Origin of the sequence: Streptococcus sp. F0441 (assembly GCF_000314775.2) — a bacterium.
Lineage (GTDB): Bacteria > Bacillota > Bacilli > Lactobacillales > Streptococcaceae > Streptococcus.
Window position 1 is genome coordinate 927152 of sequence record NZ_KB373321.1, and the last position, 13654, is coordinate 940805.

12 protein-coding genes and 1 pseudogene are annotated in these 13654 nt (G+C 42.7%); 12 read left to right on the plus strand and 1 reads right to left on the minus strand.

Going from position 1 to position 13654, the window contains the following annotated elements; all coding sequences use genetic code 11:
- Positions 1-74 precede the first annotated feature (74 nt).
- From HMPREF9188_RS04465 to HMPREF9188_RS04475, 3 genes are all read left to right on the plus strand, one after another.
- A complete protein-coding gene (locus tag HMPREF9188_RS04465; protein WP_009730036.1) occupies positions 75-2621 on the plus strand; it encodes a M1 family metallopeptidase in 2547 nt (848 codons plus the stop codon).
- 110 nt (positions 2622-2731) lie between these two features.
- Positions 2732-3406 (plus strand): two-component system response regulator CiaR, encoded by a 675-nt coding sequence (gene ciaR, locus HMPREF9188_RS04470; protein WP_000590630.1) that lies wholly within the window; start codon positions 2732-2734, stop codon positions 3404-3406.
- Positions 3396-4733 carry a sensor histidine kinase gene (locus tag HMPREF9188_RS04475; protein ID WP_002876158.1) on the plus strand — a complete coding sequence of 446 codons (1338 nt, stop codon included), beginning with the start codon at positions 3396-3398 and terminating at the stop codon, positions 4731-4733. The genes ciaR and HMPREF9188_RS04475 overlap by 11 nt, the downstream gene beginning before the upstream one ends.
- A gap of 63 nt (positions 4734-4796) precedes the next feature.
- Here HMPREF9188_RS04475 and HMPREF9188_RS04480 read toward each other — a convergent pair whose 3' ends face one another.
- Positions 4797-5081: a DUF3270 domain-containing protein gene (locus HMPREF9188_RS04480; protein ID WP_009730037.1), complete on the minus strand. Its 285-nt coding sequence runs from the start codon at positions 5079-5081 to the stop codon at positions 4797-4799.
- 385 nt (positions 5082-5466) lie between these two features.
- Between HMPREF9188_RS04480 and HMPREF9188_RS04485 the strand changes: the two genes are divergently transcribed.
- The 9 genes and pseudogenes from HMPREF9188_RS04485 to HMPREF9188_RS04525 all read left to right on the plus strand — a co-directional run bounded on the left by HMPREF9188_RS04485 (position 5467) and on the right by HMPREF9188_RS04525 (position 13612).
- Positions 5467-6522 (plus strand): ABC transporter permease, encoded by a 1056-nt coding sequence (locus tag HMPREF9188_RS04485; protein WP_009730038.1) that lies wholly within the window; start codon positions 5467-5469, stop codon positions 6520-6522.
- A gap of 13 nt (positions 6523-6535) precedes the next feature.
- Positions 6536-7216, plus strand: coding sequence for an ABC transporter ATP-binding protein (locus HMPREF9188_RS04490; protein ID WP_009730039.1), 681 nt, complete (start codon positions 6536-6538; stop codon positions 7214-7216).
- 126 nt (positions 7217-7342) lie between these two features.
- Entirely contained in the window at positions 7343-8272 is a 930-nt protein-coding gene (locus HMPREF9188_RS04495) for a peptidase U32 family protein (RefSeq protein ID WP_009730040.1), read from the plus strand.
- Between the two features lie 105 nt (positions 8273-8377).
- Entirely contained in the window at positions 8378-9061 is a 684-nt protein-coding gene (rpiA, locus tag HMPREF9188_RS04500) for a ribose-5-phosphate isomerase RpiA (RefSeq protein WP_009730041.1), read from the plus strand.
- A 23-nt stretch (positions 9062-9084) separates the two neighbouring features.
- Entirely contained in the window at positions 9085-10296 is a 1212-nt protein-coding gene (locus HMPREF9188_RS04505; RefSeq protein WP_009730042.1) for a phosphopentomutase, read from the plus strand.
- A gap of 1 nt (position 10297) precedes the next feature.
- A pseudogene (locus tag HMPREF9188_RS04510) lies at positions 10298-10859 on the plus strand (DUF1697 domain-containing protein).
- Positions 10856-11665 (plus strand): purine-nucleoside phosphorylase, encoded by an 810-nt coding sequence (locus tag HMPREF9188_RS04515; RefSeq protein ID WP_009730044.1) that lies wholly within the window; start codon positions 10856-10858, stop codon positions 11663-11665. Before HMPREF9188_RS04510 ends, HMPREF9188_RS04515 begins: the two are co-directional and overlap by 4 nt.
- 4 nt (positions 11666-11669) lie before the next feature.
- Positions 11670-12905 (plus strand): chloride channel protein, encoded by a 1236-nt coding sequence (locus HMPREF9188_RS04520; RefSeq protein ID WP_009730045.1) that lies wholly within the window; start codon positions 11670-11672, stop codon positions 12903-12905.
- Complete coding sequence (locus HMPREF9188_RS04525; RefSeq protein WP_009730046.1) at positions 12902-13612, plus strand: glutamine amidotransferase-related protein; 711 nt, start codon at positions 12902-12904, stop codon at positions 13610-13612. Before HMPREF9188_RS04520 ends, HMPREF9188_RS04525 begins: the two co-directional genes overlap by 4 nt.
- The last annotated feature ends 42 nt before the right edge of the window (positions 13613-13654 follow it).

Below are 13654 nucleotides of genomic sequence, written 5' to 3' on the forward strand. Positions count from 1 at the left end.
CTTAAGCAAAACATGATATAATAAGTTTGTTTGAAGAAGAGCAGCAGCTCTTAAACTTAGAATAGGAGAAAACTATGCAAGCAGTTGAACATTTTATTATGCAATTTGTTCCTGAACACTATGATTTATTTCTAGACTTGAGTCGTGAGACCAAGACCTTTTCTGGGAAGGTGACCATCACTGGTCAAGCAAAAAGTAATCGTATTTCCCTTCACCAAAAAGACTTGGAAATCGCTTCTGTAGAAGTTGTGGGTCAAGCACGTCCATTTACTGTTGACCATGACAATGAAGCCCTTCATATTGAATTGGCTGAGGCTGGTCAAGTTGAACTGGTTATTGCTTTTTCAGGAAAAATCACAGACAACATGACAGGGATTTACCCTTCTTATTACACAGTTGATGGTGTCAAGAAGGAAGTCTTGTCTACTCAGTTCGAGAGCCATTTTGCGCGTGAAGCTTTCCCATGTGTGGATGAGCCCGAAGCCAAAGCAACCTTTGACCTCGCTCTTCGTTTTGACCAAGCAGAAGGTGAATTGGCCTTGTCAAACATGCCAGAGACTGACGTTGAAAACCGCAAGAAAACAGGCATCTGGAAGTTTGAAACAACACCTCGCATGTCTTCTTACTTGTTAGCCTTTGTAGCAGGCGATTTGCAAGGGGTGACCGCTAAAACTAAAAACGGTACCCTCGTAGGTGTCTACTCAACCAAAGCTCACCCATTATCTAACCTTGATTTCTCACTAGATATTGCCGTTCGCTCAATCGAGTTTTACGAAGATTACTACGGAGTTAAATACCCAATCCCTCAATCTCTTCATATCGCCCTCCCTGACTTCTCAGCAGGTGCTATGGAAAACTGGGGTCTGGTGACCTACCGTGAAGTTTACTTGGTTGTGGATGAGAACTCAACCTTTGCTAGCCGTCAACAAGTTGCCCTAGTTGTAGCACATGAGTTGGCTCACCAATGGTTTGGTAACCTCGTGACTATGAAATGGTGGGATGACCTCTGGCTCAATGAAAGCTTCGCTAACATGATGGAATACGTCTGTGTCGATGCCATCGAACCAAGTTGGAATATCTTTGAAGACTTCCAAACAGGTGGTGTTCCAGCGGCACTTAAACGCGATGCGACTGATGGCGTTCAGTCTGTTCACGTTGAAGTCAAACACCCGGATGAAATCAATACTCTCTTTGACGGAGCTATCGTCTATGCCAAAGGAAGCCGTCTCATGCACATGCTTCGTCGTTGGCTCGGCGATGCTGATTTTGCTAAAGGTTTGCATGCCTACTTTGAAAAGCACCAATATGGAAATACCATTGGTCGTGACCTTTGGAATGCCCTTGGACAAGCGTCAGGCCGTGATGTCGCAGCCTTCATGGATTCTTGGTTGGAGCAACCTGGTTACCCAGTCCTTACTGTCAAAGTTGAAAATGATGTCTTGAAGATTTCACAAAAACAATTCTTTATCGGTGAGCACGAAGACAAGAACCGTCTCTGGGTTGTGCCACTCAACAGCAACTGGAAAGGTTTGCCAGATACACTCGAAACTGAAAGTATTGAAATCCCTGGCTACGCAGCTCTTCTTGCTGAAAATAAAGGAGCTCTTCGTCTCAACACTGAAAATACAGCCCACTACATTACCGACTATCAAGGAGACTTGTTAGATGCCGTTCTTGCTGATCTAGAGACACTTGATAACACAAGCAAACTGCAAATCGTTCAAGAACGTCGTTTGTTGGCTGAAGCAGGGCACATTTCTTATGCAGACTTGCTTCCAGTCCTTGATAAACTTGCTAAAGAAGAGTCTTACTTGGTAGTTTCAGCTGTTTCTCAAGTGATTTCTGCCCTTGAGCGCTTTATCGATGAAGGAACAGAAACTGAGAAAGCCTTTAATACACTCGTTGCTAAATTGGCTTGTCACAACTATGACCGTCTTGGTTTTGAAGCCAAAGATGGTGAATCAGATGAAGACGAATTGGTTCGTCAGTTGACCATTTCCATGATGATTCGGTCAAATGATGCAGAAGCTAGTCAAGTCGCTAGCCAAATCTTTGCAGCTCACAAGGATAATCTTGCAGGACTTCCAGCAGCAATCCGTGCTCAAGTTCTCATCAATGAAATGAAACACCATGAGACCAAGGACTTGGTCGCAACTTATCTGGACCTCTACACTCATGCGACGGATGCGGTCTTTAAACGTCAGTTGGCAGGAGCTCTTGCATACAGTACAGATGCTGACAATATCCAAACCTTGATTGGTTCATGGAAGGATAAATTTGTAGTGAAACCACAAGACCTTTCTTCATGGTACCTCCATTTCCTCGGACACCAAGCTACTCAAGAAACTGTTTGGGTATGGGCGCGTGAAAACTGGGATTGGATTAAGGCGGTTCTTGGTGGAGACATGAGCTTTGATAGCTTTGTTATCCTTCCTGCTCATGTGTTTAAGACAGAGCAACGCTTGGTAGAATACAAGGCCTTCTTTGAACCACAACTTTCTGACCTCGCTCTTAGTCGAAACATCCGTATGGGAATCAAGGATATTGCAGCGCGTGTTGACTTGATTAAGCGTGAGAAAGCGACAGTAGAAGCTGTTGTAGCCCAATATGCTAAAGCTTAATTCGTTCGAAATGTAAATAAAAAACTCAACTTTCTATCTTAAAAGAAGAGAGAGTTGAGTTTTTTTTAAGGCAATTTTGGTATAATAATCATAACAAGGAGGAGTTTCTGATGATAAAAATCTTATTAGTAGAGGATGACCTAGGCCTGTCGAACTCAGTATTTGACTTTTTAGATGATTTTGCAGATGTCATGCAGGTCTTTGATGGAGAAGAAGGTCTCTACGAAGCTGAAAGTGGCGTCTATGACTTGATTTTGCTTGACCTGATGTTGCCTGAAAAAAATGGCTTCCAAGTCTTGAAAGAGTTGCGCGAAAAAGGAATTACGACACCAGTCCTTATCATGACTGCTAAGGAAAGTTTGGATGACAAGGGACATGGTTTTGAGTTGGGAGCGGATGACTACCTCACCAAACCTTTCTATCTAGAAGAACTCAAAATGCGGATCCAAGCCCTTCTCAAACGTTCAGGTAAGTTTAACGAAAACACCTTGACCTATGGGGATATTGTCGTCAACCTTTCAACGAATGAAGTGAAGGTGGAAGATACTCCTGTGGAACTACTCGGAAAAGAGTTTGAGTTATTGGTTTACTTCCTTCAAAATCAAAATGTTATTCTTCCCAAGACGCAAATTTTTGACCGCCTATGGGGATTTGATAGCGATACGACGATTTCCGTTGTAGAAGTCTATGTCTCAAAAGTTCGTAAGAAACTGAAGGGTACAGCTTTTGCTGAAAATCTTCAAACATTGCGTAGTGTCGGGTATATTTTAAAAGATGTTCAATAAACTAAGAAAAACATGGTATGCAGATGATTTCAGCTATTTCATTCGAAACTTTGGAGTGTTCACTCTGATTTTCTCTGCTATGACCTTGATTATCCTCCAGGTCATGCACTCGAGTCTCTACACTTCTGTAGATGAAAAACTACAAGCCCTTAGCACTAGCCCTCAAGCTGTTATCCAATTAGCCCTTAATCGGGCAACTGAGGAAGTCAAGGATATTCAACCAGCAACAGCGGATGCCAGCAAGGCTGAAATCAAGCCCAATGTTAGCTCCAATACAGAAGTTTTGCTTTTTGACAAGGATTTTAACCAACTCTTACTGGGCAATCGCTTTTTAGGCTTGGACAAAATCAAGCTGGACAAGAAAGAGTTGAATCACATTCGGCAAATTCAAGTTGTCAATAGCTACGGTCAGGAAGAAACCTACCGGATGATCTTGATGGAAACCAATTCATCCACTGTTTCAAGTAATGTCAAATATGCGGCGGTTTTAATCAATACTAGCCAGCTTGAGCAAATCAGCCAAAACCACGAGCATTTAATTGTTGTAGTGATGGCTAGTTTCTGGCTTCTGTCTTTAATTGCCAGTGTTTACCTGGCACGTGTCAGTGTCAAACCTTTACTGGAAAGTATGCAAAAGCAGAAGTCCTTTGTTGAAAATGCGAGCCACGAACTGAGAACACCTTTGGCCGTTTTACAAAATCGTTTAGAGACTCTCTTTCGAAAACCAGAAGCGACGATTATGGAATCCAGCGAAAGCATTGCTTCTAGTCTTGAAGAAGTTCGCAACATGCGTTTCCTCACGACAAATCTTCTCAATCTTGCACGTCGAGATGATGGAATCAAACCTGAAATAGCAGAAGTTTCTCCGCAATTCTTTAAAACAACTTTTGCTAACTATGAGTTGATTGCTTCTGAAAATGATCGTGTTTTTGAATATGAAAATCGGATTTATCGTCCCTTCATGACCGATCAGTTGCTCCTAAAACAGCTCATGACTATCTTGTTTGATAATGCTATCAAGTATACTGAAGAAGATGGGAAAATTGAGTTTGTGGTCCATGCTACGGATCGCCACCTCTATCTATCAGTAACGGATAACGGAATTGGGATCTCAGCTGCCGATAAGAAGAAAATCTTTGACCGCTTTTATCGTGTAGACAAGGCGAGAACCCGTCAGAAAGGTGGGTTTGGTCTAGGACTATCTTTGGCCAAGCAGATCGTAGATGCCTTACGAGGAACGATTACCGTTAAAGATAACAAACCTAGAGGAACGATTTTTGAAGTTAAAATTGCTATCCAATCTCCTCCCAAACGTAAGAATAAATAAAAAGACAGTTTTAAAACTGTCTTTTTTGTTAACTAGAAAAGAGGTTGGTAGTGGTACCAACCTTTATTTTGAAATTTTTCGTTTAATAATCTTTCGTTGGAGTTGGAGGAGTGTCAAGCTTGCCCCCATAGCAGCAACAAATGATAAAGCTGTGTTCAATTTTAAGGCTAAAAAGATAAAACTAAAAAATACCATAAAAATACAAAAACAAGCAATATTTACAAAAAATAAAATCTCTTTTAAATTGGAGCTAACAGGTGCTTCCAGTGTATAGTCTTGATAAAGCGGAGTTTGATTCGATTCGGGAGTTTGTTCAAACTCATAAGCTTCTAATTTTCTTGCGGGCATGATTCTCTCCTTAACAGTACATAACTATTTTATCATTTTTTATGCAGAGAATTATTACAGAATTGTTACAAAACTACTAAAGTCTCTTATCATCTTCTAAGTCACTCTTCTTGACACCCACTGGGGAAAGTGATAGCATAGATGTTACACTTAAAACAGATGACCCGACCTTCTCTATTATAAATATACTGAGAAAGGAAAGGATAACTTATATAAATTGATAGCAAGCTGAGGCTTTTTCCTAAGATGATTTGTTAAGTTGCTACCTGGATACTTTTGAAGAGTATTGGTAGGAGTTGTTTTGAATGGATGGAAGGACAGAGATTCTGTCTATTGGACTGGGTGGCCTTCTTGCTACCTCTGGGGAAAGTTAAAGGAGATAAGCATGTATCTTGCTATCAAAGAAATAGTACGAAACAAACTTCGATATAGTTTGATTCTAACTACCATTTTTCTTATCGCTTTTATGGTCTTTTTTATGACCAGTCTAGCTCTTGGTCTTGTGCGAAACAACCGAGCCGCTATTGATAATTGGCAAGCGACGGGTGTCGTTTTATCCGACTACGCAAATGATAATTTGACAGCATCCTTTATTCCTGAAAAGGACTACAAGGATAAAAATTCTGAAGAGGCTGCTCTATTGGGCTATATGTTCGCTGTGACCAATCTAGTCAATGGTAGTGAAAAGGTCAATGTTTCCATTTTTGCTCAAGACTGGGACGCTTTTATCTCACCTAGTTTGACGGAGGGTCGTTATCCTGAAGGAGATGATGAGGTTGTCGTGGATCAGTCTTTTGAGAACTATGGGATTAAGCTAGGCGATGCCATTCAGCTCAATGGAAGCGATACAAGTTACAAGATCGTAGGCTTGACTCAAGGAAATAAATTTTTCACTGAGCCTGTTGTCTTTACGAGTCTGACGACTTATTGGACCTTACAAGGAACCTTGAAAGCCAATCGTTCTATCTCTGCCTTGGTATTGAAAAATGATATAGAAGTGGCTGGCGATGGACTGAAACAGATTTCCATCCCAAAAATGATATCGAAAATTCCTGGTTACACACCTCAGGTTAATGTATTTTCAGGAATGATTCTTGCTATGATTGTTATCACAGGCTTGATTGTGGGTATTTTTGTTTATATCATTACCATCCAAAAACTAGGACTTTATGGAATAATGCGAGCTCAGGGAATACAGATCAAAACCATTGTATGGTCTCTTTTCTGTCAAATCTTCCTCCTAGCTGGTATGGGGATTGCTTTAGCCTTGCTTGCTATTGGTGGAGTGATTTTAGTCTTACCAGCTACCTTCTTTTTCTATCCAAGTTGGATAGCCTACTCTGTCCTAAGCTTGGTAATTTCCTTGATGGCCCTTCTAGGTGGTGTCATTTCACTTCCACGCTTGCTAAAGGTGGACCCGATTACTGCGATTGCAGAGTGATAAGGAGAATAGTATGACAGCATTGATTGAAATGACTCAAGTGACAAAAACCTACGGGGAAGGAAAGATGAAAGTCGTTGCCCTGCATGAGACGAATTTTCAGCTAAATGCGGGAGAGTTCGTAGCTATTGTTGGGCCTTCTGGCTCTGGAAAGACGACCTTTCTAACAACTCTAGGACAACTTCAGGAAGCATCGAGTGGAAAGATTCTAGTCAAGGGGAAGGAAACAGGTAGTTTGACGGAGAAGGAGAAAACAGACCTCCGTTTTAGAGAGTTTGGTTTCATTCTCCAGGCTTCAAACCTAATTCCTTTTCTAACGGTCAAGGAACAGCTGGACTTGATAGACAGACTGGATAAGGGAAAAAATAGTAAAAGTGACCGAAAAGAGCTCTTTGAGTTGTTGGATTTGGAAAAAGTAAAAGATCATTATCCCAAGGCCCTATCGGGTGGCGAACGTCAGCGTGCGGCAATAGCTAGAGCGCTCTATAACAATCCAAGCATCGTGCTTGCAGATGAGCCAACGGCCAGTCTGGATACCCAGCGTGCCTACCAAGTAACGGAAATGTTGGCTACTATTGCCCACGAACAAGGTAGAGGAGTTGTTATGATTACTCATGATACACGTCTTCTTGATAAGGTTGACCGTATTTATGTTATGAATGATGGCCACCTAGTTGAAAAAACACAAGTATAAAAAAGAAAGTGGACGGTTCTGGTTACTGTTCACTTTTTGATTGCAAACTTCAAAAATGACTTTGACTTTTTATAAAACTCTTAGTATTCATAGCTGATTTTTGAGAATTGTGGTATAATTTTCCTTATGGAAAAGATTATCATTACAGCAACTGCTGAAAGTATTGAACAAGTTGAACAACTACTCGAAGCTGGCGTAGACCGTATCTATGTCGGTGAGAAAGATTTTGGCCTCCGTTTGCCAACGACCTTTAGTTATGAAGAGTTGCGAGAAATCGCTAAGCTCGTTCATGATGGGGGTAAGGAATTGATCGTTGCAGTCAACGCCCTCATGCACCAAGACATGATGGATCGTATTAAGCCCTTCTTAGACTTCTTGGAAGAAATCAAGACAGACTATATTACAGTAGGAGATGCGGGTGTCTTTTACGTAGTCAACCGTGATGGTTATTCCTTTAAGACCATCTATGATGCTTCAACTATGGTGACAAGCAGTCGCCAGATTAACTTCTGGGGACAAAAGGCTGGCGCATCTGAGGCTGTTTTGGCGCGTGAAATTCCATCAGCTGAACTTTTCAAAATGCCAGAGATTTTGGAAATTCCTGCTGAAGTTTTGGTTTATGGAGCTAGCGTCATCCATCATTCTAAGCGTCCGCTCTTACAAAACTACTATAACTTCACGCATATCGATGACGAAAAGACGCGTAAACGTGATCTCTTCTTGGCAGAACCAAGTGACCCAGAAAGCCATTATTCTATCTTTGAAGATAATCATGGTACCCATATCTTTGCCAACAATGACCTTGATTTGATGACCAAATTGACAGAATTGGTGGAGCATGGTTTTACTCACTGGAAACTTGAGGGACTTTACACCCCAGGTCAGAATTTTGTAGAAATTGCTAAACTTTTTATTCAAGCGCGTGGCTTGATCCAAGAGGGGAATTTCAGCCATGACCAAGCTTTCTTGTTAGATGAGGAAGTGCGCAAGTTACACCCTAAAAACCGTTTCCTCGACACAGGATTCTATGATTACGATCCAGATATGGTTAAATAGGACACCAAAACCCGAAATAAAAATGTTCGGGTTTTTCAAGTGTATGCATGAAATAAAAACGGATACATGTTATAATAAAAGTAGCTCTTTAATGGAGGTGTTTAAGTGGAGAATCTGAAAAAGATGGCAGGTATCAAGGCTGCTGAGTTTGTCAAGGATGGTATGGTAGTCGGTCTGGGAACTGGCTCTACTGCCTACTATTTCGTAGAAGAAATTGGTCGTCGGATGAAGGAAGAAGGTTTGCAGATTACTGCTGTAACGACTTCCAGTGTGACCAGTAAACAGGCTGAAGGTCTTAACATCCCGCTCAAGTCGATTGATCAAGTGGATTTTGTTGATGTGACGGTTGACGGGGCGGATGAAGTAGATAGCCAGTTTAACGGAATCAAAGGCGGTGGTGGTGCCCTTCTCATGGAGAAGGTTGTAGCGACACCATCGAAAGAATATATTTGGGTGGTGGATGAAAGCAAACTGGTAGAAAAACTAGGTGCTTTTAAATTGCCTGTAGAAGTGGTTCAGTATGGATCAGAACAGGTCTTTCGTCGGTTTGAGCGAGCTGGCTACAAACCAAGTTTTCGTGAAAAAGATGGTCAACGTTTTGTGACAGATATGCAGAACTTTATCATTGACCTAGCCTTGGATGTCATTGAAGATCCAATTGCCTTCGGGCAAGAATTGGATCATGTCGTTGGTGTCGTAGAGCATGGCTTGTTCAACCAAATGGTGGATAAGGTCATCGTAGCGGGACGAGATGGGGTTCAGATTTTAACTTCAACAAAAGCAAGATAACTAAAATAATAAGGAGATACACTATGTCAAAATTTAATCGTATTCACTTGGTAGTACTGGATTCTGTAGGAATCGGTGCGGCACCAGATGCCAATAACTTTGTCAATGCAGGGGTTCCAGACGGTGCTTCTGACACACTAGGACACATTTCCAAAACAGTTGGTTTGAATGTGCCAAACATGGCTAAAATCGGTCTAGGAAATATTCCTCGCGAAACACCTCTGAAGACTGTGCCATCTGAAAGCAACCCAACAGGTTATGTAACGAAATTGGAAGAAGTATCACTTGGTAAGGATACCATGACTGGACACTGGGAAATCATGGGACTCAACATTACGGAGCCTTTTGATACCTTCTGGAAAGGATTCCCAGAAGAAATTTTGACAAAAATCGAAGAATTCTCAGGACGCAAGGTCATTCGTGAAGCCAATAAACCATACTCAGGTACAGCTGTTATCGATGACTTTGGACCTCGTCAGATGGAAACTGGGGAGTTGATTATCTATACTTCAGCTGACCCTGTTTTACAAATTGCTGCCCACGAAGACATCATTCCTTTGGATGAATTGTACCGTATCTGTGAATACGCTCGTTCAATTACACTTGAACGTCCTGCCCTTCTAGGCCGTATCATTGCCCGTCCTTATGTGGGTGAGCCAGGTAACTTCACTCGTACGGCAAATCGTCGTGACTTGGCCGTTTCTCCGTTTGCCCCAACTGTTTTGGATAAATTGAATGAAGCTGGTATCGATACTTATGCTGTTGGTAAGATCAACGATATCTTTAACGGCGCGGGCATCAACCATGACATGGGCCACAACAAGTCAAACAGCCATGGAATTGATACATTATTGAAAACCATGGGACTTGCTGAGTTTGAAAAAGGATTCTCCTTCACAAACTTGGTTGACTTTGATGCCCTTTACGGCCACCGTCGCAATGCTCATGGTTACCGTGATTGCTTGCATGAGTTCGATGAACGCTTGCCTGAAATTATCGCAGCTATGAGAGAAAACGACCTTCTCTTGATTACAGCGGACCATGGAAATGACCCAACCTATGCTGGAACTGACCACACTCGTGAATATATCCCACTTTTAGCTTACAGCCCTGCCTTTAAAGGAAATGGTGTCATTCCAGTTGGACATTTTGCAGATATCTCAGCTACTGTTGCCGATAACTTTGGTGTTGAAACCGCCATGATTGGGGAAAGTTTCTTAGATAAATTGGTATAAGATGACGCGGTATGCTTTACTGGTTCGAGGCATTAATGTCGGAGGGAAAAATAAGGTCGTCATGGCGCAACTTCGTCAAGAATTGACAGAGTTGGGACTGGAAAAGGTTGAAACCTACATCAACAGTGGCAACATTTTCTTTACTTCGACAGCTCCCAAGGCCCAATTGGTTGAAAAGTTAGAGGCTTTCTTTGAAGTCCATTATCCATTTATTCAGAGCTTTTCTTTGCTGAGTCATGAAGAATATGAAGCAGAGCTGGAGAATCTGCCAGATTGGTGGACCAAAGACTTAGCTCGAAAAGATGTCCTCTTCTATACGGAGGGCTTGGATGTGGATCAAGTCATCGAGAAAGTGGACAGTTTGGTACTGGAAGATGAAGACGTTCATTTTGGAAAACTTGGTATTTTCTGGGGGAAATACTCCGAAGAATCATACTACGAAACAGCTTATCACAAGTACTTACTTAAGATGCCTTTCTATCGCAACATCACCATTCGCAATGCAAAAACCTTTGACAAAATCGGTCAAATGCTAAAAAAATAATGAAGGAGATACAGAATGACATTTTTAGATAAAATCAAGGAAACAGCTGCTTTTCTGAAAGATAAAGGAATCCAAGCACCTGAATTTGGTTTAATCCTTGGATCAGGTCTTGGAGAATTGGCAGAAGAAATCGAAAATCCCGTTGTAGTAGACTATGCAGACATTCCAAACTGGGGCCGTTCAACAGTAGTTGGTCACGCTGGTAAATTGGTATATGGAGAACTTGCAGGTCGCAAGGTCTTGGCTCTTCAAGGTCGTTTCCATTTCTACGAAGGAAATCCTCTTGAAGTCGTGACTTTCCCAGTTCGTGTGATGAAAGTCCTTGGCTGTGAAGGTGTCATTGTTACTAATGCTGCAGGAGGTATCGGCTACGGTCCTGGTACTTTGATGGCTATCTCAGACCATATCAACATGACGGGGCAAAATCCATTGATGGGTGAAAACTTGGATGACTTTGGTCCACGTTTCCCTGATATGTCTAAAGCCTACACACCAGAATACCGTGCTACTGCCCATGAAGTGGCTAAGAAACTTGGGATTAAGCTTGATGAAGGTGTCTATATCGGTGTAACTGGTCCAACTTATGAAACGCCTGCAGAAATTCGTGCTTATAAGGTACTGGGAGCAGATGCAGTTGGTATGTCTACTGTTCCTGAAGTGATTGTCGCAGCCCACTCTGGCTTGAAAGTTCTTGGTATCTCATGTATTACTAACCATGCTGCTGGTTTCCAAGAAGAACTCAACCACGAAGAGGTTGTGGAAGTAACAGAACGTGTCAAAGGTGATTTCAAAGGCTTGCTGAAAGCGATTCTTGTTGAATTGTAAGATTATGAAAGCACGACTCCAAAGACTGCCCTACGGATGGCGTTTGCTTTTTGCGACTCTCGCTTTGGGAGTAGGTACGGGTCTAGTAGGAATTGCCTGTCATTATCTGCTAGAAGGCGTGCAAATGTTGGCTTTTGGCCAAGAGCAATCTGATCTGCTCCAGCAATTTCAAGAAGCTGGAGGGCTTCGTAGATTTCTTGTCTTATGTGTGACAGGGATTTTGGCAGCAGGTTTCTGGTATTTTCTACAAGAGCGTTATAAAATTCTCTCTATTCGCAGGCAAATCGACCTGGTTGGAGATAGAGATCCAGCGCCCCTAGCCCACCTCCTTCATGCAACTATGCAGGTTGCGATTGTTGGAGCTGGCGCTTCGGTCGGAAAAGAAGGAGCCCCACGTGAGGTTGGGGCTCTTCTAGCTGGTCGTTTGGGGAAAGTCTTGTCCTTGACGATCAAAGAGCGAAGAGTTTTGATTGCTTGTGGAGCAGGAGCCGGTTTGGCTGCGGTTTATCAGGTTCCCTTTGCCAGTAGCTTGTTTGTCTTTGAGACATTAGGGTTGGCCTATCACTGGAAAAATATCTTACTGGTCTTGTCTAGTACTTATTTGGCGACTTGGGTTGCCCAGCCAATCGTTGGACATAGTGCTATATATCACATGTCGCCAGTTCATTGGTCAACCAGTAGTTTTATCCAGACTGTCATAGTGGCTCTATTGCTTACTCCTTTGGCACTGGCCTTTCGTTTTCTAGCCAATCGGGCTAGTCGCAAACGGCGGAAGGATTGGACCATTCTTTTGGCTCTGCCTGTAGCCTTTATGGTGTTCGCTGGCATTGTGATCTTTTACCCGATTTTTATGGGAAATGGACAGGTTCTAGCCCAAGCCCTCTTATCAGGCCAGCCACTTTCTAGTCTAGCCTTGACCTTGGCCGTAAAAGGGTTCCTGACCTATCTCCTCTTACGAAATGGGGCTTACGGAGGGACCTTGACACCGTCATTTGCCTTGGGGATTGGATCTGGCTACTTAGCGAGTTTGCTTTTGACAGTTGTTGGCATTCACCTAGATCCTGGTCTAGGAATGCTACTTGGAGCGACGGTCTTTTTAGGGACGACTTTACAAGCTCCCTTGACTGCCATTGCCCTAAGTCTTGGTTTTACAGGACAGAGCTGGGCCTTGGTTCTACCGCTGGCACTAGCTGCTGGTGTATCTTATGTGATTCAAAATAGATGGGAGAATAAACGATGAGGGTGCATTTTGTCTTGCACGAAACTTTTGAAGTACCGGGTGCTTATCTCAAGTGGGCGCAGGAGCGTGGTCATCAGGTGACGATGTCCAAGGTCTACGAGCGAGAAGCTCTACCTGACACAGTGGATGAGATCGATTTTTTGATTGTCATGGGAGGACCTCAATCACCAGATGAGGATCGCGCAACCTTCCCTTACTATGATCCGCAAGCTGAGATTAAACTTATTCAAAAAGCAATGAAGGCGGATTGCTACATCGTTGGTGTCTGTCTGGGTGCGCAGCTCCTGTCTGTTTCTTATGGTGCGGAGTATGAACACAGTCCAGAGCGGGAAATTGGAGTGTATCCTGTGGATCTAACGCCTGGAGGATTGGCGGATCCGCATGTCAGCTTGTTTGGCGCCAGCTTTGATTCTGGTCACTGGCATGGTGATATGCCGGGATTGACGGATGATGCCGTTGTCCTTGCGACCAGTCAAGGTTGTCCACGTCAGATTGTCCGTTTTTCTCCCAAGCACTATGCCTTCCAAGCCCACTTGGAATTCGATCCAGAAGCAGTCAATCTCTTGATTGCGTCTGACGGTGAGGCTGCTTTGGAGGAACAAAGTCAACAATTGCCATTTGTCGAAAAACCTGAAGCTATTCGTGCTTACGATTATCAAGAAATGAATGCAAAATTGTACGCATTTTTGGATTCATTAACAAACTAAATAAAAAAGAAAGGAAGAGTATATGTTCTAATTTGAACACGA